This is a genomic window from Stieleria mannarensis, assembly GCF_014154935.1.
Taxonomy (GTDB): domain Bacteria; phylum Planctomycetota; class Planctomycetia; order Pirellulales; family Pirellulaceae; genus Stieleria; species Stieleria mannarensis.
This window is the reverse complement of the sequence record NZ_JACEHH010000001.1, coordinates 267,216-292,278: the sequence shown is the minus strand read 5'-3', so window position 1 is coordinate 292,278 and position 25,063 is coordinate 267,216. Positions and strand designations below refer to the sequence as shown.

Below are 25,063 nucleotides of genomic sequence, written 5' to 3'. Positions count from 1 at the left end.
ATCGGAAACTGATCCACGCGAGCCGCCTTCGTCCGATCCGTCTGCGATCGCATGGGCGGGGATGGCTCTGACGATCGCTATTTTTTCCGCCTACTTTGTGGCATTGATCGCAGGGTGACGCGCCATGAACCTTTCCACTTCAACCACGGGCACCAACAAGAAGAAGCGAAAGCGACAGGACAAGAAGCAACCGCGGCGGCGGAAGCCGATAATCCCCAACTCCATGAAACCGGTGATCTGGATCGTGGGGCTGCTGATCGGACTGGGGCTGATCCAGGGGTTGATTGTGCTTGTGAAAAGCCCTTGAACCCGTAGGGTTCACGCGACGGCCCGGAAGGGACCGTCGTACAGGTCTATCCCGACGGCCCGGAAGGGACCGTCGGGGCATGGGGGACTGTTCAAAATTACACGCTCGGTCACGTCCACCCCAAGCCCACATTGCACGCCCTCCAATCCAATCCTGTGTCGATTATATTGGAGCCCGTCTCCGTCAGGTGCAGCCAACAACGGTTGTTGTCGAGGCGATCTGGACTGACGGGGCGAACCCCACTGAGACAAACGACGACACGCTTGTTGCGCGGACTATGAAATCGGCACTATCACTGGGGAGACACGACGGGCGCGCAGATGATCCATCAGATTGGGACTTTCGCCAGGTTTTCGATCGCTCTCCGGTCGGCGTGTACGTGGTCCAGGCGGGGCGAATTTGTTATGCCAATCCGGTCATGGGACAGCTTTTGGATCGTGCCCCGGACGCGATCACCGGCGAGTCGGTGTCGAGTTTCATCCGCCGCAACGATCAGTCGGATTTGGAATCACTGCGCTGGCAAACTGGCGAATCGGAGTCGTCGTGTTTTCGGGCACGTCTGGTCCGCGCCGACGGACATTCCGCGACCGTCGAAGTGATGGAATCACCGCTGGACGTCGGATCGGCTGCAAACGATCGCGACGACGCCGCCTGGGTCGGCGTGATGGTCGACCTCACGGCCCACCGCCGGGCCGACCTGGAGATTCAAGAGCGGCTCAACTTCGAGCAATTGTTGGCCAACCTGTCGGCCGGGTTTGTCAATCTTCCCTGTGATCAAATCGACAGCCGGATCGACGCCAGCCTGAAGTCGCTGGTGGAGTTTCTGGGCAATGATCGAAGCTCCTTTATCGAGTTCGGTGACGATGCAGATCACGTGATCGTGTCGCATTCGTATGCCGCGGGAGATTGCCGGCCGTTTCCGATCGGTCCGTTCGCCGTCGACCGATTGCCGTGGTACATCAACCAGTTCCGCAGCGGCAACACCGTGTTTCTGCGCTCGATCCCGCAGGACCTGCCCGAATCCGCGGAGAAGGAGCGGGCGCATTGTCTACGAGAGGGAATCCGATCGAATGTCGCCATTCCGATCAAGGTCGGCGGCAAGCGGTTGGGCGCGCTGACGTTCGCGTTCATCCGAAAGCCCTGTGATTGGTCTCGCGAAATCCTCTCGCGACTCGGTTTGATCGGTGAAGTGTTCGGCAACGCGCTCGTGCGACGTCGGAACGAACAAATGCTGCAAGCGGCGCTGTCGGAGAACGTTCGGCTGCGGCGGCAATTGGAACAGGAAAACCTGTACCTGCGTGAACACGCCGTGGTCAAGCACCGTCATGGACGAATCATCGGACACAGCGACGCGATCACGCGGGTGCTGGCCGACGTCGAACGTGTGGCGACGACCGATGCGCCGGTGTTGTTGACCGGAGAGACCGGGACGGGCAAGGAGCTGCTGGCGCAAACGATCCACGCATTGAGCGCCCGTAAAGACCGTCCCATGACGGTTGTCAATTGTGCTTCGCTGCCCGCCACGCTGATCGAGAGCGAATTGTTCGGCCGCGCCGCGGGTGCCTACACCGGCGCCGCGTCAGCGGCCATCGGCCGTTTTGAGTTGGCCGACGGTTCGACATTGTTTCTGGACGAAATCGGCGAGCTTCCGTTGGAGTTACAGGCGAAACTGCTGCGCGTGCTGCAGGACGGCCGGTTCGAGCGTCTGGGGACGGCAAAGACGATCTCGGTCGACGTGCGGATCATCGCGGCGACCAACCGCGACCTGGAAGCGGCCACGCGAAAGAACCTGTTTCGATCCGACCTTTTCTACCGGCTGAACGTTTTCCCGATCCACGTGCCGCCGCTTCGAGATCGACGCGACGACATCCCACCATTGACCTGGGCCTTCGTCGAAGCGTTCGGGCGGCGGATGGGGAAATCGATCAAGACGATTCCGCGGCGGACGATGAAACAGTTGCAAAACCACGACTGGCCCGGCAACATCCGCGAGCTGAGCAATGCCATTGAACGCGCGATGATCCTTGCCGACAGCGACACGCTGCATATCGAGACGCCGGCGACCGCACGTGAGGGCGCCGAGACGCAAAAGACGCTCAGGGAAGTCGAGCGCGACCAGATTCTGCGTGTGCTGGAAAAGACAGGCTGGCGAATCCGCGGCAGCGGTGGAGCGGCCGAGCGGCTGGATATCAAGCCGACGACGCTGGAAGCGCGGATGGCCAAGCTGGGGATCCGGCGGCCAAGCCAGGGATGAAGACCGCATGCAGACCTCCAATATATCGGAGAATCTCCATTTCCATGGGCCCGACCCGATCCGAGGCCAGGCCGACCGGATCGCCGCAAGCCGTTTTCTGGAATTGACTTACGGCCTTTGTGGCGACGAATCGCCAAACCGGTATGCCTTTTGCCTTCGACGTGACCGGCCCAAGCGGCGTTGGGCCGGTCGGACCGATGTAATTCAAGGGGAATGACTCCGTTGGGGTAGATCGCATGATCCAAGCCGTGTTGCGAGTGGTGGCACCGCCTGGCAAGCGAGAGGAGATTTTACAGGTCTTCTGCAGCTTGTCCGGCCCCGCGGAAGCAACCAGGGGATGTCGGTTTTGCCGCGTCCTTTGCGATGCAGAGGATGACAATGCGATCACCTATTGGGCGCAGTGGGAAACGCGCGAGGATTTGGAGGACCATTTTCGGTCCGAACGGTTTCGTCGGCTGTTGCCCTACATCGACATGTCGCTAGAACCACCGGATGTGGACGTCAGCGGCGTCGACACGATCGGCGGGATCGAGTTGGTTTTGTCTGTGATCCGAGCGCAGCGTCAATAAATGCATCAAACCTTTTCATTACCGAAAGAGAGGCGACAAGTGAAACGAGTGACTCTTGCACTCATGGCAGCGGCGTTGGTTGCGCTGTGCGTGAGACCGGTGGCGGCAGATCAGGCCGACGACGAAGCGACGATTCGCAAAGAGGTCGCGGCCTATGTCACGGCGTTTAACCAGGGGGATGCCAAAGCGTTGGCGGCGATGTGGTCACCGGAGGCGGTGTACACGAACCCGATTTCGGGCGAGCAAGTTGCCGGCCGCGAGGCGATCGAGGAACAGTTTGCAGCGATCTTTGCTGAAAACAAGGGCGTCAAGTTGTCCGCGACGACCCGGTCGGTTCAGTTCATCTCGCCCAGCGTCGCGTTGGAGACCGGCACAGCGGCGGTCATCGTGCCGGAACAGGAGCCGGAGGAATCGGAATACACCGCGGTGTACGTCAAACGTGACGATGCATGGTTGCTGGACCGAGTGACCGAAGAAGACGTCCCCGTGGTGGTGTCCAACGAAGATCATTTGCAGGAGCTGCAGTGGATGATCGGCAGCTGGGTCGATCAAGACGAAGTGGGGCGGGTCGAAACGACGTGTCAATGGACGAAGAATCGGAACTTCATCGTGCGGATGTTCTCGATGGTGGTCGGTGATCAAGTCGAACAATCGGGGATGCAGATCATCGGTTGGGATGCCGCGGCCGAGCAAATCCGATCGTGGGTGTTCGATTCCAACGGCGGCTTCAGCCAGGGCGTTTGGCAGCAGAAGAGCAAGCAGTGGTACATTCAGTCCACCGGTACGATGCGCGACGGCAGCAAGATGACGTCGACCAACATTTTGACGTCTGTCGACGACAACACGTTGACTTGGCAATCGATCAATCGGATCGTCGCCGGGGAGCTGTTACCCAATTTGGATGAAGTGGTGGTCGTTCGAGCAGGCGGGGCAGAAGAATCCAAGTGAGTAAAACCCAGGTGAGCAAGACACGGCAAGGACGTCATCAACGGCATGGACGAGGTTTCATCGGGCGGCGCCAGGCGTCCTCGGTGGCATGCAATCGAACAATCGCATCCGGCAAGGTGAATCTAATGAAACGCGTTTTATTGTTTTTGGCCGTCGTCAGTCTGAGTCTTCCGACGGCATCCGACGCGCTGGCTCGGGGAGGCCGCGGGGGTGGCGGCGCCCGTGGCGGAGGTTTTAGCGGCGGTGGTGCACGAGGCGGTTTCAGCGGTGGCGGCGGATTCTCTCGCCCGTCCTCTTCGATGAGCCGGCCTTCCTACAGTCGTCCCACTTCGCGCCCGAGTGTCTCCCGCCCCAGCGTCTCACGCCCCAGTATTTCGCCGCCCAGCGTCGGTAGTCGGCCCAGCGTCGGTAGTCGGCCCAGCGTGGGCAGCCGGCCGAGTGTTGGTTCGCGGCCCAGCACGGGCTCACGTCCCAGCCAAGGCGGGCGGCCGAGTGCGGGTGATTTGCAAAGCTTTCTGAATCTGGGCGGATCGGGCGGCGCGCGTCCCAGTACACTCCCCAGCACACGCCCCGGTGGCTCGGCGTCGAATCGTCGCAGCAACATCGCCAGCGGCATTGCCGGTGGTGTCGCCGGCGGGCTGGCCGGTAGTGCGGCGGCAGACTTCTTGCGCGACTCCGGCCCGCGGCCGAGCCAGCTGCCCGCGACGCCTCCGGGGGCTGGCAACCGCCCGGGCGTTGGTGACCGCCCCGGAATCGGCGACCGTCCCGGAATCGGCGACCGTCCCGGAATCGGCGACCGACCCGGAGTAGGCGACCGACCGGGCATCGCGGACCGCCCTGGAATCGGCAATCGACCGGGCATCGATAACCTGCCTGCCGATCGGCCGTTGGTGGGCAATCGGCCCGAACGGATTGAGAATCGAGGCGACCGCCAGCAGATTCGCTCGGACCGCCGCGACGAGATCCGCGATCAGATGAAAGACACCCCGATTCGCGATTTCTGGTCCGACCATCCGATGTGGGGCGCGTGGGCGATCACACGTCCGTACCGTTGGGCCGCCTGGGGCGGAGTGACCGGCTGGGTCAATTACGGATGGAGCGAACCGATTTACTACGGCTATGGCGAAAACGTCTACTACCAAGAAGGCTCGGTCTACTACGGTGACCAAGTCGTCGCGACCGAGGAAGAGTATGCGGCCCAAGCCGAAGCGATCGCCGCCAGTGCCCCCGAGGTCCCGGCCGATGAAACCGAGTGGATGCCGCTGGGCGTGTTCGCGGTGACCCCCGACGGCCAGGAAACGGGCCCCGAGCCCACGTTGTTCCTGCAGTTGGTGATCAGCAAAGAGGGGATCATTTCCGGAACGCTGAACAACACCGCCGATGACAGCACCCAGACCATCGAAGGCATGGTCGACAAAGAAACCCAGCGATCGGCCTGGAACGTGGTCGGCAAGACGCGACCGATTATGGAAACGGGAATCGTCAATTTGACCAAAGACTCCGCTCCGGCGCTGGTACACTTTGCCGACGGAACCACGCAGCAATGGTTATTGGTGCGAATGGACGATCCCCAAGGCCAACAGGAATAACGAAGGAGAGCGACCGGATGACCCGGGTACTATCGAAAATCCGAGCGGCGATCTGCATGACAGTCACCGCCGCGCTTGTGTCCGGGTGTGGCGACCCGCCGGCGGAACCGCCGCCGATTCGCCCCGTACGAACGGTCAAAGTCGGTGACCTGACCATAATCTCTGGTCGCGAGTTTCCTGGTCGCGCGGCGGCCAAATCAGAGGTCGAGTTGTCATTTCAAGTGGCCGGCCCGCTGATTTCGCTGCCCGTCGACGTGGGGAGCGAAGTGGCCAAGGGCGACGTGATTGCCGCCATCGATCCTCGCGATTTCGAGACCGCACTGGCCAGCAACCAAGCCAACCTGGATCGCGCCAAAGCGAACCTGGCGGCGATGGAAGCCGGCGCTCGTCCGGAAGAAATCGAGCAACTCAAGGCGTCGCTGGCCCAAGCAGAGGCGTCGGCCGAACAGGCCGCGGCGGAGCACGAACGCAATTCCCGGTTGATCAAGGACCGGGCGGTGTCGCAGACGGAATTTGACATTTCGTTGGCCCGTAAAAGGCGGACGATCGCCGAAGTCGAAAGCGCCAAAGAGGCGTTGAACATCGGCATGACCGGGGCCCGTCCGGAAGACATCCAAGCCAAACGCGCGGAGATCCGGGCGTTGGAAGCCGCCGTCGCGGACGCCAAAAACCAACTCAAGGATGCGACGTTGACGGCACCATTTGACGGTGAAATCTCCGTCCGCTACGTCGACAATTTCCAGCGGGTCCAAGCCAAGCAACCGATCGTCCGGATGTTCGACTTGTCGGAAATCGAAGTCACGATCCAGATCCCGGAGTCTTTGATCGGCCTGGTCCCACAAGTCAAAAAGGTGGCCTGCCGGTTTGACGCGATTCCGGATCGGGATTTTTACGGCACGGTCACGAAGATCGGTCGAGAAGCCTCGCAGACCACGCGGACCTATCCGGTCACGGTTCAGATCGCACAACCCGATGACGCCAAGATCCTGCCCGGGATGGCCGCGATGGTTCGCAACCACCGCGAAGAAGGCGAGGCTACCGAGGAGGCCGATCTGATCGTGCCGCCCAGTTCGGTGTTCACGCTGCCCGACGACGACACGCAAACCTACGTCTGGGTGTTTGACGAAGGCAGCGGCAAAGTCTCCCGCCGTGCGGTCAAGACCGGCGAACTGACACCGGTCGGACTGAAGGTCGTCGAAGGAATTCAACTGGGAGAACGCGTCGTCACCTCCGGCGTCAACTCGTTGACCGAAGGCCAGGAGGTGAAGCTGCTATGAAACCGACACCCACGCTCCTGTCCCCACAAAACAGCACACCGCCCCGCACCCGTACGACGGCCCTTCCGGGCGGTCGCACCGGTGCTCGCACCGCGATGGACGGCCCGGAAGGGCCATCCAACACGTCAGACGCGTCCCCCAAGCACGGGGTGGTTGGTCGATGAGTCTGGCTGCAATCTCGATTGAAAAACGCGCGATCACGTTCTTCGGCATCGTGTTGATCGTCGCCGGCGGAGTCTTTTCCTACCTGCAACTCGGTCAGTTGGAAGACCCCGAGTTCTCGGTCAAGACGGCCGCCATCACGACAACCTATCCCGGCGCCAGCGCCGAGCAGGTCGAATTGGAGGTCACCGACCGGATCGAAACCAAGTTGCAAGAGATGGCCGAGGTCAAAGCCATCTATTCGAATTCGCGGCCAGGGCTGTCCATCATCAAGGTGGATATCAAAAGCAATTACTGGTCGGATCGCTTGCCACAGGTTTGGGACGTGCTGCGCAAGAAGGTGGCGGACATCGAACCGACGCTGCCGCCGGGGGCCGGCAAGCCCAAGGTTGGCGACGATTTCGGCTACGTGTTCGGATTCTTGTTGGCGGTCAGCAGCGACGGGTACAGCTACGCGGAGCTGGAACGCTACGTCAAGGACATGCGCAAGGAGTTGAGCGTCGTCAAAGGCGTCGCGCGAGTCGACTTCTGGGGCGTTCAAGAAAAACGCATCTATCTGGATGTCTCCTCCTCACAGCTTGCCGAGCTAAACATCACACCGACTCAGTTTATCCAGACGCTGCAATCGCAAAACCTGGTCGTGGATGCCGGCCACGTCGATTACCAGACACAGCGGATGCGGGTCACACCGACGGGTGAATTCGCCACCCCGGATGCGATCGGCGAGTTGGCGATCACCAGCGTGGCCGACGGACGCGACGAAATCATTCGCATCCGCGATCTGGCGACAGTCAATGTCGGATACGTCGACCCGCCCGCGGCACTGCTGCGGCACAACGGCCGCGAAGCGATCGCGTTGGCGATCGCCCCGACCGCCGGCGAGAATGTGGTGGCAGTGGGCGAGCGAATCGACGCGCGGATCAACCAGTTGCTGGCCCAATTGCCGGTCGGAATTAATGTCGAACGCATTTCGTGGCAATCCGATCAGGTCAGCGAATCGATTCGCGCATTCATGATCAGCCTGCTGGAAGCGGTCGCGATCGTGTTGGCGTTGCTGGCGATCACGATGGGCATTCGGCCCGGCATCATCATCGGGATCAGCGGATTGGTGTTTCCGATTCTCGGCACCTTTGTCGTGATGGCGATCATGGGGATCGACCTGCACCGCATTTCACTGGGTGCCCTGATCATCGCGATGGGGATGATGGTCGACAACGCGATCGTGGTGACCGACGGCATCATGGTGCGCATCGCCAAGGGCATGGACCGCAAGCAAGCGGCGATCGAAGCGGCCGACGGACCGGCGATCCCGCTGTTGGGCGCGACCGTGGTGGCCAGCATGGCGTTTTATCCGATCTTTGCGTCCAGCTACGACACCGGTGAGTATGCCGGCAGTCTGTTCACCGTCGTGGCGATCTCGTTGCTGTTGAGCTGGGTGTTTTGCCAGACGATCGTACCGCTGATGTGCATGGCGATCTTGCCGGACCCCAAGCAGGGCGAGGGACCGACCGACCCGTATCAGGGATCGCTGTATCAAAAATTCCGGGCGTTGTTGTCGCTGACCATTCGCTATCGCTTTTTGTTCCTGGCCAGCATGGTCGGCTTGTTGGCGGTCAGCGTGTTCGGATTCCGCTGGGTGCCGCAGTTGTATTTCCCCGACTCCAGTCGATTGCAGGTGATGATCGACTATTGGGCGCCCGAGGGAACGCGGATCCAGCAGACCGACGCGAATTTGCAACGGATCGAGGAATACGTCCAGCAGCACGAAGCGACCACCACGGTCAGTGCCTTTGTCGGCAAGGGGCCGCCGCGGTTCTATTTGCCGGTCAGTGCCGAAGACCCGTACACCTCGTATGCCCAAATCATCGTCAACGTCAACTCGCTGGACGGTGTCAACCAACTGGTCGCCGACGCCGATGCATGGGTGAAAGCAAATGTCCCCGAGGCGATGGTGCGGGTCCGCAAGTACGCGGTCGGCGCGTTCGATGACTGGAAGATCGAAGCCCGCTTCAGCGGACCGGCCAACGCGGACCCCGCGACGTTGCGACGATTGGCCGAAGAGGGCGCACAGATCCTGCGTGACACGCCGCTGGCCAAGGAAGTGCGCGTCAATTGGCGCGAGCGCGTCCAGGCCTTGTCGCCGCAGTACAACCAGGAACGTGCCCGCTGGGCCGGTGTGTCGCGTGATGATTTGGCCCGGGTGATGAAACGTGCTTCCGATGGCGTGGTCGTCGGACAGTACCGACAGGAAGACGATCTGATTCCGATCGTGGCGCGGAGTGTCGAATCCGAACGCGAGCGCGCCGCCACCTCGCTGGACGAGCTTCAAGTCACACCAAAATTGTCGACCACGTCGGTGCCTGTTTCCCAAGTCATCGACGGCATCGAGGTACCTTGGGAGGACCCGATCATCTGGCGTTGGGACCGGCGTCGCGCGATCACCGTGCAGTGCTCGCCCAATGACGTCACGGCACCGACGCTGCGAAACGCAGTCGTGGACCAGTTCAACGCCATCGAACTCCCGCCGGGCTACCGTCTGGATTGGGACGGCGAGTACTGGAGTGCGAAGCAGTCCCAAGAAGCCTTAGTGCCCGGGATCGTCCCGGCGATCGTGATCATGCTGTTCATTCTGGTTGCCCTGTTCAACGGATTCCGCCCCATGCTGATTTGCATCGGCGTGATTCCGTTTGTGATGATCGGCATCACCGGAGGCATGTTGGTGACGCAGACCCCGTTCGGGTTCATCGCGTTGTTGGGAGCGATGAGTCTGTCGGGAATGATGATCAAAAACGCGGTCGTGTTGTTGGACGAAGTGAACGCCAACCTGGGGAAAGGCTTGACGCCATACAACGCCGTGGTGGAAGCCGGTGTTTCGCGTTTGAGTCCCGTGGTCAATGCGGCGGGCACCACCGTGTTGGGCGTGTTGCCGATGCTGCAAGACGTGTTTTGGGTCGCCTTGGCCGTGACGATCTTCTTCGGGCTGATCGTCGGCACGGGGCTGACGATGGTGATGGTGCCCACGCTCTACGCGACCCTGTACCGGATACCGCACGGCGGCGAAGAGGCGTCAAATTGAATGTACGACGGATTCAGCCGGAGGCTGTACGGAAGGACAACCGGGAAAAGGGGCATAGCATCAAGTTTAAATAAACCCTCCCTGGCAGGGAGGGTGGCTTACATGATTGATTGGACGACGGTTCGACAGGTGAGATGATGCAGTCCGATTTGCAGCAATTGGTTCGTTATCAACGCGTCCAAGAAATCGTCGGCGACGTGATTCGATTGCGTGCCTCCGGTGTCGCGCTTGGCGACATGGCGGAGGTGGAAAACACCGACGGTGAGATGTCCTTGGCGCGGGTGATCGGCCTGGATCGTGGCCTCGCCAGTTTGCAAGTGTTCGCCGGCGGCAAAGGGTTGTCGACCGACGCCACCGTCCAGTTCCTCGGAAAACCCCTGGAAGTCGTCTATTCCCCGAACATCCTCGGACGCATCTTTCGCGGTTCGGGCGAGCCGATCGACGGGGGACCGGATTTGAAGGCCGAGCCGCAGGCGAAGGTCGGCGGGCCGACCGTCAACCCGGTGATGCGGGTGATGCCGACGAAGATGATCGAGACTCGTGTGCCGATGATCGACCTGTTCAACTGCCTGGTCGAAAGTCAAAAGATCCCGATCTTTTCGGTCGCCGGCGAACCCCACAGCGAATTGCTGGCGCGGATCGGTTTCCAGGCCGATGCCGATGTGCTGGTGTTCGGTGGACTGGGCTTGATCTTTGACGACTATCACTTCTTTCGCACGGCCTTTGAACAACACGGCGTTTTCGGACGCACCGTGATGTTCGTCAACCAAGCTTCCGATCCGCTGGTTGAACGGTTGCTCGTTCCCGACATGGCCTTGGCCGTGGCGGAAAAGTTTGCCGTCGAAGAAGGCAAGCGAGTGCTGGTGCTGTTGACGGACATGACCGCGTATGCCGATGCAATGAAAGAAATCGGTGTCGCCCAAGAACGTATTCCCGCGGTGCGGGGCTACATGGGTGACCTGTACACCCAGCTCGCCCAACGTTACGAGAAAGCGTGTGACTTCAAGGGCGCCGGATCGGTCACGATCTTGACGGTCACCACCATGCCCGGCGACGACGTGACCCACCCCGTGCCCGACAACACCGGTTACATCACCGAAGGCCAATTCTACTTGCACGGCGGGATCATCGATCCGTTCGGGTCGCTGTCGCGGCTGAAGCAACACGTGATCGGAAAAGCGACCCGTGACGACCACTCGCAGATCATGAACACGATGATCCGCTTTTATAGCGAAGCCGTCGAAGCCCAACGCAAGCAAGCGATGGCGTTCGAATTGTCGCCGTTCGATCAAAAACTGCTCAAGTATGGCGCACTGTTCCGCGAGCGGTTCATGGACATCCGCGTCTCGATGGGCGTGATCGAGGCGCTGGATTTGTGTTGGAAGACGCTGGCGGAGTGCTTCGAGCCGGATGAGCTGTTGATGAAGCAGAATTTGATCGACAAGTACTTTCCGAAGCAGGGGGCGTAGGCAAAGCCGATGTACGACGGTCCCTTCCGGGCCGTCGAGAAGTAACGAATGACGATGGCAAAACTTCGACTCAGCAAAAATTCACTCCAGCAACAGCAGCAGCAACTCAAGCTGTACCGCAAGCTGCTGCCTTCGCTGGACTTGAAACGCCGGCAATTGACGGTGGAAGCCCAAAAGGCGAGGGCCGAACACCGCGCCGCGATCGAGGCGGCCGAGACGCTGGAAGCAACGATCGGCGAAGAGTTGCCGATGTTGGCCGACGAGGGGACGGATCTCATCGGTCCGGTCGAAATGACGAACTATCGTGTCGGCCAGCAGAACGTCGTCGGGACGCGGTTGCCGATCCTCGAATCCATCGAATTTGCTGTCGCCGACTACTCGCGGCTCGCCACTCCGCCCTGGGTCGACATGCTCGTGCAACGATTGAAGGATGCCGCTGAGATGCGTGTCCGGGCGAAGATCGCCGGCGAACGTGTGGCGGTGCTCGATCAAGCCGTTCGCCGAATCACTCAACGCGTCAACTTGTTCGACAAGGTCTTGATCCCGACCGCCGAAAAGAACATCCAACGCATCCGAATCTACCTCGGCGACGCCGAACGGGCGGCCGTGGTCACGTCCAAGCTGGCAAAGGTTAAACAACAACAGCCCGGCGGTGGATGGGACACCGAGGAGGGACCGTCGTGAGTATCGTCCCCCTGGAACGAGCCACCTTCGTCGGCTTGAGTGGCGAAAAAGAAAAGCTGCTCGACGACCTGCATCGATTCGGCAGCCTGGAGATCATCCCGCTGGGCGATGAAGAGGACGTCGTCGCTGAGGGCGGGCCATCGAGCCGATCGCGCGATGCGCTGAAATTCTTGCTGGCCTCGCCGCAGCGACGGACTCAAGTGCATGACAGCAGCCTGTTTGACGCCGACGAGGTCCAGCGACGGGCGTTGGAATTGGAAGACCAAATCCATTCGTTGGAATCCCTGCGCGATGATCTGGTGCAACGACTCACCGCCGCCAAGCCGTTCGGCGACTTCCACTTCGCTCCACCGGAACAGATGGGCGCGATCCGGTTGTGGTTCTACATCGTCCCACACACCGACATGGACCAGTTGCCGGCGGCGAATCCGACCGAAGCATCCGCGACTCCATCGGCCTGGCAAGTCGTCTCACGTGACCAGCGGTTTTGCTACGTGGTCGTGGCGGCACCCGAGGAGCCCCAAGACATGCCGGTCCCGCGGGAAAAAATCGGCTCGCGCGGTCCCCTGGAATTGGCGAGACAATTGGAGCAAGTGGAATTGGCGATCGAAGACGCCCAAGCCGAGCGAGCCTATCTGACTCGATGGTGTCTGTTGTTTGCCCGAAGCTTGACCGCGTTGGAAGACGCCGCGTCGCGAGCGGTTGCGGCCGGCCAGACCTTCGATCGCGACCCTTTGTTCGCGCTTGAGGCTTGGGTGCCGGCCGAGCATGCGGAAGAGTTGGCGACGTACGCCGGGCAGCATGGATTCGTTTTCGAATCTCGGCCGCCGCTGCCGGACGAAGACCCGCCGACATTGGTCCACAATGCACCTCGGGTCGAAGCGGGCGAGGACCTGGTCAATTTTTACATGACGCCGGGCTATTGGACCTGGGACCCGTCGGGCATCGTGTTTGTTTCCTTCGCTCTCTTCTTCGCCATGATTTTGGCGGACGCCGGTTATGCGGCGGTGTTGGGGGTGGGGTTGCTGTTGATCTGGCGAAAACTCGGTCGCCCGACGACGGGAGACGCCCTGCTGACGAGTACGTCCGACATCGAATTAGGCGAACCGGCACCGCAACGCACCACCGGTCAGCGATTTCGACCGATGCTGTTGTCGATCGTTCTGTTCTCCTTGATCTACGGCATGCTGGTGGGCAGCTACTTTGGCATCGCGCCGCCGCCGGACTCGCTGCCGGGACGCTTGCATCTGTTGGACATGAACAATTCCCAGTTGATGATGGGCATCTCGGTCTTGGTGGGAGCGATTCATGTGATCCTGGCCAACGTGATGGATGCACGTCGCCATGCCGATTGGCGCGACGGGCTGGCGTCGATCGGTTGGGCCGCGGCGGTGGTCGGCGGCCTGTTGGCAGCGGTGGGCGCCGCGTTCCCGGCGGCCGCGATCCTGAAAGTACTGGGCGGGGGAATCGCGATCGCCGGTTTGCTGCTGGTGGTCGGGTACACCGCGCGACATGAGCGGCCGCTGGGGCGACTACTCGGCGGCTTGCTGGGGTTGACCAAGGTCACCGCGGCGTTCGGCGACATTCTCAGCTATCTGCGATTGTTCGCGCTCGGGCTGGCTTCGGCTTCGCTCGCCGCGGCGTTCAACGACATGGCGATGGGAATGCACAGCGGATTGCCGCGATTCGGATTGTTGTTGGCGGCACTCATCCTTCTGTTCGGACACACGTTGAACATGCTGCTCGGTGTTTCGAGCGGGGTGATCCACGGACTGCGGCTGAATGTCATTGAGTTTTTCAACTGGGGCTTAAAGAGTGAAGGACGTCGCTTCACCCCGTTTCGACGAAAAGGAGGTTCCTTATGGAATTGATCATCATGACTTTGGGCTGGATCGGTCTCTATGCGCCGCTGGCTTTGGGGGCGATCGGCAGCATGATCGGATGCCTGCGTGGCGGAATGGCCGCCTGTGGAGCGATGCTGGAGGTCGAAGGGGGCTTCGGCCGCTTCGTCGGCGTGGCCGCGATGCCTTCTTCGCAAACGATTTACGGCATCGTCGTCACGATGGCCTTGCCGGCGGCGATCACACCGGACAAGTCGCCGGGCATGTTCGCCCTGGGGTTGTTGTCGGGGTTGGCGTTGTTGTTCAGCGCGCTGGCGCAAGGCACCGCCTGTGCTTCGGCGATCAATGCGTCCAAGAGCAAGCCCGAGGTGTTCGGGATTTCGCTGGCGCCGGCCGCGCTGATCGAAGGTTTCGCCGTGTTCGCGTTCGTGTTCGCGCTGGTGCTGGCGGGACGGTTGCCGGAATGAATGTACGACGGTCCCTTCCGGGCCGTCGCTTGGAGTTCGCGGGTTCAGCCGCGGGCTGAAGAAGGGCAACCCGAAAGGGATGTCCTACGGGGTTGAGCGAAACGACTGTACTTGATGCACTGAGACTGCCCTATGCAAGAAACCACCAAGACGTCCGATGGCGTGCAAGGTTTGATCGATCGGATTCGCGATCAAGGCGTCCAAGCGGCGCAAACGGAAGCGGACCGCTTGTTGGACGATGCCCGCAAACAAGCCGCCGAGATCCTGGCCACGGCCAGGAAAGAAGCGGATGCCGAGCGGGCCAAGGCCGCCGCGGAAATCGACGCCCATCGAACGGCCTCGCTGGACGCATTGCAACTGGCCGCCCGCGACACCGTGCTCGACCTGAAGGCCCGGGTCATCGCCCGCTTCGAAGAGTTCGTCAAGCGACTGGTGGTCTCGGCCACACGCGACGAACAACTGATCCGCGACATCGTTTTGGTTCTGTCGGGCCGGGCGGCGGAATCGCTGATCAAGGACAAGGACGTCGAGGTGCGAATCTCGCGCGCCCTGCTGGGCGAAGGCACACTCAAGGAAGAAGGCAAACAAGCGATCCTGGCCCTGTCAAGCGACATGTTGCGGGAGGGGCTGGAGTTGGTGCCGGATGACGAGGTCGAAGGTGGCGCTCGGATTCGTCTGGTCCATGAGAAACTGGAGGTCGATCTTTCCGATCGCGCCGTGGCCCGACTGATTTCGCAGCGAATGGTTCCACGATTCAAGGCGATCATGGAGGGAGCGGAGTGAATGTCTCCGGGTATGACGTAGCTACCTTCGCCAGAAGGTGGTTCCCAGGGATTCACACGCTCTGGCGAGCGTAGCTACCGCAGCGCAACGCTGGCTGATTCGATAGACGTCCTTCCATTGCAATGTATTACGATTTAATCACAAGCCTGCCGTACCTTCAGCATTTCGAGCGTGCCGATCGGTTGCCGATCACGCCGCTTCGACTGGAGCAACGACTGCGCCGACTGCGTCCTAAACATGCCGATCAGCTCAACCGCGCCCGTCAGATCGTTCGTTGGCGTCCGGAGCGTTTGACGGGGCAATCCGACCGCGAGACGATCGAGTCGTTTTCGCAACTATTGGAATCGGAACTCAACGAACCACTGCGTGACTACGTCCAGTTTCGGCTGACGCAATTGACGCTGCTGGCGGCGCTACGACGGAAACACGACGGACGGGGCTTTCCTGATGATCCCAATGCGTTTGGCAACAGCCGACTGGCTTACACGATCCGGCGGAACTGGGAGCTGCCGTTTTTCGGTTTGAAGTATTGCTACCCCTGGCTACCGCCTGCAACGGAAAAACTGTCCGCCGGCGATGCGATCGGATTGGAACGACTGATGATGGACCTGCATTGGCAGTGGCTGACGCGCCGATCCGAATTGTCCATGTTTGAAATCGACGCGGTCGTCGCCTTCGTTCTGAAGTGGGACATGCTTCGCGCGTGGATCAACGGAGATCCCGTGAAAGCCAAGGTGCGATTCACGCAACTTATCGACAAGGTGACTGATGTCCAAAACACATGAAGGAAACGGTGCCGGTCATTCGGCGACCGTCGTTCAAGTTCGCGAAAGTTTGGTGCTGATCGAAGTCGACGAACAGGCGTCGATCAAAAAGAACGAGGTCGGTTATGTCTGTGTCGGTGACGAACGGCTGAAGGCTGAAGTGCTGCGGATTCGCGGGCGCACCGCGGACATGCAAGTGTTCGAGGACACCACCGGCGTGCAGGTCGGCGACCGTGTCGAGATGACCGACGAAATGCTGTCGGCAACCCTCGGGCCCGGGTTGCTGGGACGCGTCTTCGACGGGCTGCAGAACCCGCTGCACGAGTTGGCCAAGGAGTTCGGGTTCTTCCTGCCCCGTGGGGTATCGGTTCCGCCGCTCGATCTTGACCGCACCTGGCCATTCACACCGGCGGTCCAGGTCGGCGCAAAAATCCCGCCCGGAGGCGTCTTAGGAACCGTTCCCGAAGGCCCGTTGACTCACAAGATCCTGGTCCCGTTCGGCGAACCCGAGTCGGTCACGGTCACCTGGATCGCCGAGGGAAATCTGACATTGAAGGATCCGGTCGCACGGGTTCGATCCGGCGACGTCGAACGCGAACTCACGATGGTGCAGCGTTGGCCGGTCCGGCGCCCCGTTCCCGCCCCGTTGCTGCGACGCCGCGTCGCCGAACGACTTTACTCGCAGGAACCGCTGACGACCGGCACCCGGATCATTGACACGTTCTTTCCGATCGCGATGGGCGGAACCGGATGCATCCCCGGCCCGTTCGGTGCCGGCAAGACCGTGTTGCAGAGCACGATCGCGCGGTATTCTTCGGTGGACGTTGTGGTCGTCGTCGCCTGTGGAGAACGGGCCGGCGAAGTGGTTGAGACGATCACGCTGTACCCGGAAACGAAAGACCCCCGCAGCGGCGGCACGTTGATGGATCGCACGATCATCATCTGCAACACCTCTTCGATGCCCGTCGCGGCCCGCGAGGCGTCGATCTACATGGGCGTGACGCTGGCGGAATACTATCGCCAGATGGGATTGAACGTCTTGCTGATCGCCGATTCCACCTCGCGTTGGGCCCAGGCCATGCGTGAAACGTCCGGGCGGATGGAGGAGATCCCGGGCGAGGAAGCGTTCCCGGCCTATCTGGATTCGTCGATCAAAAGCGTCTACGAGCGGGCCGGCGTGATGAAATGCCCCGACGGTTCGCAGGGTTCGTTGACGATGATCGGCACGGTTTCGCCCGCCGGGGGGAACTTCGAAGAACCCGTCACCCAGTCCACGCTGGGGACCGTCAAAACGTTTTTGGGGCTATCGTACGATCGTGCCTACAAACGGTTTTACCCGGCGATCGACCCATTGATTTCCTGGTCGCGCTACTTGGACCAGCTAAAGCCCTGGCTGAACGAAAACCTGGACGCCACCTGGGTCGGCGATGTCAAGCGAATGAGCGAATTGTTGCAGCAGGGCGACTCGATCAACCAAATGATGCAGGTCACCGGCGAAGAAGGCATCACGTTGGAGGACTTCGTGATCTGGCAAAAATCGGTGCTGTTGGACATGGCCTACCTGCAGCAGGACGCGTTTGACGAAATCGACGCCTGCATGCCACGATCAAGACAATTCGAGAGTGTACAATTGATCAAGAAGCTGATCGACCGTGACTATTCGTTCAAAGACCGCGACGAAGCGCGCGGCTTTTTTACGAAAGTGATCGGGCTCTACAAAAACTGGAACTACAGCCCGCCGGATTCGGCCGATTATCAACGGTACAAGAACGAATTGGAACAGGCCGCTGCTTCCGCGTAGGCGGCGCGCATTTGGGCAGGTCTGAGCGAGTATGCACTTGATGGCAAGATTGGTGGTCGTAGTGGTGGCGGCGCTGTTCGCGTTTGGCAGCGTGACGGCGTGGTCTCAGCCCGCTTCGGTCGAACCGTCGCATCCGTTGAGGGCGACCGACACCTCCAGCCCACGTGCGACCCTAACAACCTTCCTCTCGGCGGTGGACGAGGTCTACAGGGACTTCAGCCGCGAGGGGCGGAGTTTTGAAAGCGAAGCCGAGCGACGGGCCCTGGCGGCTCGAATCCTCCGCTGCCTGGATTTGAGCGAGGTGCCCGAATCGGTGGATGTCGGCGTCGGCCGGGAAACCGCTGCCTGTCTCAAGGAAGTGCTGGACCGAATTGAACTCGCGCCCGAAGACTCCTGGCCCGATGCCGAGCAAGTCGACCAAGAGGGGCTTACGAAATGGGCGGTCTCTGACACGGAGATCGTCATCCAGCGGGTCAAGGAGGGGCCGCGTGAAGGTGAATTTTTGTTCTCGCCCGAGACCGTCGATCGCGCGGCCGATTTCTACGAACTGGTCAAGAATCTTCCCTACAAGGAACGCCAATACGTCACCCCCGGATTGTATCAATTGTACCTTTCCGAACCGGGTTGGCTTTTGCCGCGTTCGTTGATCCAAGGTTTACCTTCGTGGGCGCACGTCCGGTTGCTCGGACAAGCCATCTGGCAATGGTGCGGACTGATCCTCACGATCGGCGTCTCGCTCGCGCTGATGGTGGCGATCTACTATTTCGGTCGATGGCGAACGAGTCATCTGCGACCGAATTGGCTGCGTTACTTGGTCATGCTCGTGTCCCCGTTGACGGCGATGCTGGTCCCCCTGGGCGCACTTTATTTTTTGGAACAGCACGTTCGGATCAGCGGAACCGTTTTGTTGGTGATCAGCTATTTGTCGTGGCTGATCTTTTTGTTGACGTTGATGGTGGTGTTGCTCGGTGCGGGCAACTACCTGGCGGCACTGATCATCGCGACGCCTTGGATTAAGCCGCACGGACTGGATTCACAATGGGTGCGTTTGGTGTGCCGCGTGGGCAGCATCTTGGCCGCGATCATCGTTTTTCTCGAAGGCGGCCAGCAATTCGGCATTCCACTGACGACGCTTGTCGCCAGTGCGGGCGTCTGCGGTTTGGCGGTCGCCTTGGCCGCACAGGATACACTCAAGAACGTCTTCGGCAGCATCATGGTGACGCTGGACAAGCCCTTCCAGGTCGGTGACAGGATTGTTGCCAAAGGCTATGACGGGATTGTCGAAGAGATCGGATTGCGTTCGACAAAACTGCGATTGCTGACCGGCCATCAGGTCTCCATTCCCAACGACGACATGGCACGCTGTGACATCGAGAACGTCAGTCGTCGCCCCCATATTCGCGGCGTGGCGAAAATCCAGATTCCATCGGACACGCCGACCGCCAAAGTCAAACGCGCCGTGCAGATTGTGCGTGATGCCCTGCACGAGCACGAAGGGATGAAGGAGGCCTATCCGCCCCGCGTGTTTTTGCGAGACGTCAACGAATCCTCCACCGGAATCGTGTTGTTCTATTGGTACCATCCGGCGAACTATTGGGAGTTCTTGGCGTTTACCGAGCAGTTGAACATCCAGGTGATGGGGCAGTTCGAGGCCGAACGGATTCCATTCGCCAGCCCCGCATTGACCGTTCATCTGCCGGAGAACGAGCGCACAGAAATTGACATGCGGAGCGAAAGATGAGCAGAACAGAAGCATCGACCGTCAGCCTTGGCGATGAAGACGAGGTCAAAGAAGTGCTCGCCGATGCCGTGCTGGGGCTGTGGGATGTCGTCAACAATCTGACCCGTTTGCGGCCGTCCAGGCGAGACCGATACCGCGTGACGATTTTCGGCTCGGCCCGCGTCCAGCCCGGCACGTTCGGCTACGAAGAAACCAAACGCTGTGCCGCCGCACTGGCAGAATTGGGTTGCGACATCATCACCGGTGGCGGCCCCGGATTGATGCAGGCCGCCAATGAAGGTGCGTCGAGTGCTCCGGAGCGTTCAAAGTCGATCGGGATCCGTGTCGACCTGCCGTTCGAACAGGAAATCAACTCGTTCGTCGGCCAGGCATTCGAACACCGCACATTCTTCACTCGGTTGCATCAATTCGTGCTCACGTCCGATGCGTTCTTGGTGGCACCCGGCGGGATCGGGACCGTGCTGGAGACACTGATGGTCTGGCAGCTTTTGCAAGTGCATCACTTGAACGACACCCCGCTGATTCTGGTCGGCAAAATGTGGCCCGGGCTGATCGAGTGGGCCAAGGAGTCGATGCTGTCAACGGAATCTCCGCTGGCCAGCCCCGAGGATATGAGCATCCCACAATGCGTCGCCAACGCTGACGAAGCTCTCGCGGTGATTCGACCACACCACGCCGCTTGGCTGAAACAACAAGGTGACGCGGGTGGCGGAAACTAGAAAGTTTGTACGACGGTCCCTTCCGGGCTGTCGAGCGAATACCCAGCAGACGAATTCAGAGCGACATGTCGCCAGACAACAAACCTCCTGCCGACTCCCCCGAACCACGCGACGATGTCACGCGAGCGCCATTCGGTGAAACCGAGAGCATGGCCGCGACACCGGGTGACACGACCGGGTTTGAGTTTTCGCCAGGGAGTCTGCCGGCGGAAAACTGGATCGGAAAGTCACTGGGCAAATACGAAATCACCGGCGTGCTCGGCCAAGGAGGCATGGGTGTCGTGTTGCAGGCCCACGATCCGACGCTGGAACGCGACGTCGCCATCAAGATCCTGACCGAGAATTTGGCCGCCAATACGACCGCGCTCAGTCGTTTTCAATCCGAAGCCAAGGCGGCAGGAAAACTCAGCCACGCCCACGTCGCGGCGATTTACGAGATCGGGCAAGCAGGATCGTTGCACTATCTGGCCATGGAACTGCTGACCGGCGGCAGCATTGCCGCGGAATTGCAAACCCGCGGTGCGTACACCGCACTGGAAGCGACTCGGATCCTGATCGACGCCTGCCGTGGCATCGCGGCCGCCCATGCCGAAGGGTTGGTCCACCGCGACATCAAACCGGCCAATCTCGTGCGGGCGGCCGACGGCGCGGTCAAGTTGACCGACTTTGGGCTGGCAAAATTTTCTTCGGCAGGCGGCGGAATGCAACTGACCCAGTCGGGAACCATCATCGGCACGCCGTACTTCATGAGCCCCGAACAATGCCAGGCCCAAGCGGTCGATGCCCGCACCGACATCTATTCTCTCGGCGCAACCTACTTCTGCCTGCTGACCGGACGACAACCGTACGATGATTCCGATAGCGTCGTGCAAGTGATGTATGCCCACTGCAACAAAAGCATTCCCGATCCGCGTGAGGTCAGTCCCTCGGTCCCGCCCGCTTGTTCGGCGATCGTTTCCCGTGCGATGGCGAAAGCCCCCGCCGATCGCTACCAATCTGCCGAGGCGATGTTGCGTGATTTGGAAGCCGTGGCCGCCGCCTTGTCCGGTGAAGCTCGTATCGATCTCCCCAGCCAATCCGGCGCAATGCTTCCGCCGATTGTTGTCACCAAGCCGCTCGACTCACGTCGCTGGTTGATCGGCGGAATCGCCGGAGCGGGCTTGTTCCTCGTGATTGGACTGGTCCTTTGGAGTTTCCGTCCATCGGTCCCGGCGCCGATCACTCCGCAAGGCGAGCCGATCAAAGTGGGCGTGCTGCAATCACTCAGCGGCACGATGTCTGCCAGCGGTAACAGCGTGATTGATGCCACGCTGCTGGCGATCGAGGAAATCAATCAGTCGGGAGGTCTGTTGGGACGTCCCGTCAAGGCGGTTGTCGCCGACGGCCGGTCGGACACGCAAGTCTATGCCCGCGAAGCGGAACGGCTGATCACCGAGGAACGGGTTTGTACGGTGTTTGGTTGCTGGACCTCGGCGAGTCGCAAGACCGTCCGGCCGATCTTTGAAAAGCACGACCATCTGCTGGTGTACCCGTTGCAGTACGAAGGGATGGAGGAGTCACCGAATATCGTTTACCTGGGCGCCGCCCCCAACCAACAGATCATTCCCGCCGTCGCGTGGGCCGGCAACACATTGAACCGAAAGCGATTTTTTCTCGTGGGGTCCGACTACGTTTTTCCGCGGACCGCCAACGAAGTCATCAAGGACCAACTGGCAGACATGGAAGCCGAAGTGGTCGGCGAAATCTATGTGCCGTTGGGCAGTTCGGAATTCGACCCGGTCGTGCAAGCGATCCTGCAAGCCGCTCCGGATTTGATCCTCAATACACTCAATGGCGATTCCAACGTTGCGTTTTTTCGCACCCTTCGCGCCGCCGGGATCAAGCGAGAGGAAGTGCCCTGTTTGTCGTTCAGCATCGGCGAACAGGAACTCCGCGGCCTGGAGATGGCTTCGGTCGAAGGTGACTACGTGGCTTCGACCTATTTCCAGTCGTTGGACACGCCGGCCAACCAGGAATTCCTTGCCCGATTCAAAGCCGTCCATCCCCATCGCGTCGTTTCCGACCCGATGGAGAATGCCTACGCGGGCGTTCACTTGTGGGCCCAGGCGGTGCGTGACGCGGAGAGCATTGAACCGAAACGAATCCGTAGAGCCATGCTGGGGCAACACCTCGCCGCTCCGGAAGGCGAAGTCCGCATCGATCCAGAAACGCAACACTGTTTTCAAATCCCAAGGATCGGCCAAATTCGCAGCGACGGGCAAATTCAGATCGTCTGGAGTGCCGACGAACCGATTCGGCCCGAACCCTATCCGCCTAGTCGTACCGCCGAGGACTGGAAAGCCTTTCTGCACGACCTTTACATCGGCTGGGGGAACGAATGGACGTCGCGACTGGCCGACTAAAACCGTACGACGGTCCCTTCCGGGCCGTCGAGCGAACCGCACGGGTTCAGCCGGGGGCTGAAGAGGACAACCCGGAAGGGATGTCCTACATGGTTGAACGAAACGAAACACAACCCCACATCCAATGCCGCAGGCCAACATCGTGAGTCGACCTTCGCCCCTGGGCGCTACCGTCATGGATGGCGGCGTCAACTTCAGCCTCTTCTCTCGCACCGCGACCAGCCTCGACTTGCTGTTGTTCGATCACGAAGACGACGTGACCCCGGTTCGCGTGATTCCGATCGATCCACACCACGATCGAACCTATCACTACTGGCACACATTTGTTCCGAAAATACGCCCCGGACAACTGTACGGTTACCGTGTGCATGGACCACGCGATCCGGAGCGAGGCCTCCGCTTCGATGCCGCCAAAGTGCTGCTGGATCCCTACGGCCGCGGCGTGGTGGTGCCCGCCGGCTACGATCGCCAAGCGGCCTCGGATCCCGGTGACAACTCGGTAACGGCAATGAAGAGTGTCGTCGTCGATCCCGCGGACTACGACTGGGAAGGCGACCTGCCTCTGTGTCGCCCGGCGGCACAGACGATCATCTATGAGATGCACGTGCGTGGATTCACGCGGCATCCCAGTTCCGGACTCGACGAATCCAAACGCGGCACCTACGCCGGCTTGATCGAGAAGATCCCCTACCTGCAACAACTCGGCATCACCGCGGTTGAACTCCTGCCGGTGTTTCAGTTCGATGCTTGGGACGCTCCGCCGGGAAAGGTCAACTATTGGGGCTATGCGCCGATCTCGTTCTTCGCGCCTCATGCGGCCTACAGCTCGCGTCGGGATCCGCTCGGCGCAGTCGACGAATTCCGCGACATGGTCAAGGCCCTGCATCGCGCGGGGATCGAGGTGATTTTGGACGTCGTGTTCAACCACACCTCCGAAGGCAACCATCAGGGACCGACGCTGTGTTTTCGCGGCATCGACAACCCGACGTATTACATGTTGGAAAACGGCGGCGAACGCTACGCCAACTACTCCGGATGCGGCAACACCGTCAACGCCAACCATCCCGTCGTCCGCCGTCTGATCGTCGACAGCCTGCGTTACTGGGTCCAGGAAATGCACGTTGATGGATTTCGGTTTGATCTGGCATCCATCTTGTCGCGTGACCAATCCGGCCAACCGCTGCCCAATCCGCCGGTGCTGTGGGACATCGAGTCCGATCCGGTGCTGGCCGGAACGAAGCTTTTGGCCGAAGCCTGGGATGCGGCGGGACTGTACCAAGTCGGCAGCTTCGTCGGCGATGCCTGGCGGGAATGGAACGGCAAATTCCGCGACGATGTTCGCGACTTTTTTCGCTGCCAGCCGGGCTCGGTGCGGCGGATCGCGGATCGGATCGTCGGCAGTCCCGAAATCTACGGTCACAAGGAACGCGAGGCTGAACAGAGCGTCAACTTCGTCACCTGCCACGACGGTTTTACGTTGAACGACTTGGTGTCTTACAACGGCAAACATAATGAAGACAACGGCGAAGACAACCGGGACGGAGAAAGCCACAACCGCAGCTGGAACTGCGGCGTCGAAGGTCCGACCGATGACCCGCTGATCGAAGGCCTCCGCAATCGCCAGGTGAAAAACTATCTCACCACCACGTTGCTGTCGCTGGGCATTCCGATGATCCTGATGGGTGACGAAGTGCGACACACCCAGCGAGGCAACAACAACGCCTACTGCCAGGACAACGAACTCAGCTGGTTCGACTGGACCAACCTGGATCGACACGCCGACCTGCATCGCTTCGTTTCGTTGCTGTGTGCACGCCGTGTGCTTCGCAACGTCGACCATGAACGCCAGCGAATCAGCGTCAGCAGGATGTTGCATGAAGCAAAGAAGGCGTGGCATGGTGTCAAATTGAACCAGCCCGATTGGAGCGACACGTCACATTGCCTGGTCTTCGGCGGTGAAATGCCCCGCACGGGAATCCATTTCCACTTGATCCTCAACGCTTGCTGGCAGCCGCTTGAGGTCGAGTTGCCGCGATTGGACCGTCAGCCATGGCGGCGTTGGATCGACACGGCGCTCGATTCGCCACAAGACATAGTCCCCTGGCAGGAGGCTCCGGAACATCTCGGCGAATCCTATCAGGTGGTCGAACGTTCCGTCGTCATGCTGTTTGCGATCGACGACAATGGTCCGTGACGACGGTACGACGGTC

Annotated in this window: 18 protein-coding genes; all 18 read left to right on the top strand. The window is 60.5% G+C overall.

From position 1 onward, the window contains the following. Positions 1-124: 124 nt before the first annotated feature. The 18 genes from H1B37_RS00945 to glgX all read left to right on the top strand — a co-directional run bounded on the left by H1B37_RS00945 (position 125) and on the right by glgX (position 25,047). Positions 125-307, top strand: coding sequence for a hypothetical protein (locus H1B37_RS00945; protein ID WP_182864727.1), 183 nt, complete (start codon positions 125-127; stop codon positions 305-307). A 277-nt stretch (positions 308-584) separates the two neighbouring features. Further along, the gene (locus H1B37_RS00940; RefSeq protein ID WP_182864726.1) at positions 585-2,561 is read left to right on the top strand and encodes a sigma 54-interacting transcriptional regulator; all 1,977 of its coding nucleotides are present in this window, start codon (positions 585-587) and stop codon (positions 2,559-2,561) included. Positions 2,562-2,797: 236 nt separating this feature from the next. Then, the gene (locus H1B37_RS00935; RefSeq protein WP_182864725.1) at positions 2,798-3,130 is read left to right on the top strand and encodes a putative quinol monooxygenase; all 333 of its coding nucleotides are present in this window, start codon (positions 2,798-2,800) and stop codon (positions 3,128-3,130) included. 48 nt (positions 3,131-3,178) lie between these two features. Further along, positions 3,179-4,078, top strand: coding sequence for an SgcJ/EcaC family oxidoreductase (locus H1B37_RS00930; RefSeq protein ID WP_353620747.1), 900 nt, complete (start codon positions 3,179-3,181; stop codon positions 4,076-4,078). Between the two features lie 125 nt (positions 4,079-4,203). Beyond that, a complete protein-coding gene (locus tag H1B37_RS00925; protein WP_182864724.1) occupies positions 4,204-5,667 on the top strand; it encodes a hypothetical protein in 1,464 nt (487 codons plus the stop codon). Between the two features lie 56 nt (positions 5,668-5,723). Beyond that, positions 5,724-6,944, top strand: coding sequence for an efflux RND transporter periplasmic adaptor subunit (locus H1B37_RS00920; protein ID WP_286177267.1), 1,221 nt, complete (start codon positions 5,724-5,726; stop codon positions 6,942-6,944). 160 nt (positions 6,945-7,104) lie between these two features. Next, positions 7,105-10,182 carry an efflux RND transporter permease subunit gene (locus H1B37_RS00915; protein ID WP_182864722.1) on the top strand — a complete coding sequence of 1,026 codons (3,078 nt, stop codon included), beginning with the start codon at positions 7,105-7,107 and terminating at the stop codon, positions 10,180-10,182. A gap of 134 nt (positions 10,183-10,316) precedes the next feature. Beyond that, the gene (locus H1B37_RS00910; protein WP_286177266.1) at positions 10,317-11,651 is read left to right on the top strand and encodes a V-type ATP synthase subunit B; all 1,335 of its coding nucleotides are present in this window, start codon (positions 10,317-10,319) and stop codon (positions 11,649-11,651) included. A gap of 54 nt (positions 11,652-11,705) precedes the next feature. Beyond that, entirely contained in the window at positions 11,706-12,335 is a 630-nt protein-coding gene (locus H1B37_RS00905) for a V-type ATP synthase subunit D (protein WP_182864721.1), read from the top strand. Beyond that, complete coding sequence (locus H1B37_RS00900) at positions 12,332-14,206, top strand: V-type ATP synthase subunit I (protein ID WP_182864720.1); 1,875 nt, start codon at positions 12,332-12,334, stop codon at positions 14,204-14,206. Before H1B37_RS00905 ends, H1B37_RS00900 begins: the two co-directional genes overlap by 4 nt. Beyond that, entirely contained in the window at positions 14,197-14,643 is a 447-nt protein-coding gene (locus H1B37_RS00895; protein WP_182864719.1) for an ATP synthase subunit C, read from the top strand. Before H1B37_RS00900 ends, H1B37_RS00895 begins: the two co-directional genes overlap by 10 nt. Positions 14,644-14,775: 132 nt before the next feature. Next, positions 14,776-15,426 carry a hypothetical protein gene (locus H1B37_RS00890; RefSeq protein ID WP_182864718.1) on the top strand — a complete coding sequence of 217 codons (651 nt, stop codon included), beginning with the start codon at positions 14,776-14,778 and terminating at the stop codon, positions 15,424-15,426. Between the two features lie 122 nt (positions 15,427-15,548). Continuing rightward, positions 15,549-16,211, top strand: a complete 663-nt coding sequence (locus H1B37_RS00885) for a DUF2764 family protein (protein WP_182864717.1) — start codon at positions 15,549-15,551, stop codon at positions 16,209-16,211. Beyond that, positions 16,195-17,991, top strand: coding sequence for a V-type ATP synthase subunit A (locus H1B37_RS00880; RefSeq protein ID WP_182864716.1), 1,797 nt, complete (start codon positions 16,195-16,197; stop codon positions 17,989-17,991). The genes H1B37_RS00885 and H1B37_RS00880 overlap by 17 nt, the downstream gene beginning before the upstream one ends. A 40-nt stretch (positions 17,992-18,031) precedes the next feature. Then, entirely contained in the window at positions 18,032-19,732 is a 1,701-nt protein-coding gene (locus H1B37_RS00875; protein WP_182864715.1) for a mechanosensitive ion channel family protein, read from the top strand. Continuing rightward, the gene (locus tag H1B37_RS00870; protein ID WP_182864714.1) at positions 19,729-20,451 is read left to right on the top strand and encodes an LOG family protein; all 723 of its coding nucleotides are present in this window, start codon (positions 19,729-19,731) and stop codon (positions 20,449-20,451) included. The genes H1B37_RS00875 and H1B37_RS00870 overlap by 4 nt, the downstream gene beginning before the upstream one ends. 65 nt (positions 20,452-20,516) lie before the next feature. Beyond that, positions 20,517-22,853 (top strand): transporter substrate-binding protein, encoded by a 2,337-nt coding sequence (locus H1B37_RS00865; protein WP_182864713.1) that lies wholly within the window; start codon positions 20,517-20,519, stop codon positions 22,851-22,853. 142 nt (positions 22,854-22,995) lie between these two features. After that, positions 22,996-25,047 carry a glycogen debranching protein GlgX gene (gene glgX / locus H1B37_RS00860; RefSeq protein ID WP_353620746.1) on the top strand — a complete coding sequence of 684 codons (2,052 nt, stop codon included), beginning with the start codon at positions 22,996-22,998 and terminating at the stop codon, positions 25,045-25,047. The last annotated feature ends 16 nt before the right edge of the window (positions 25,048-25,063 follow it).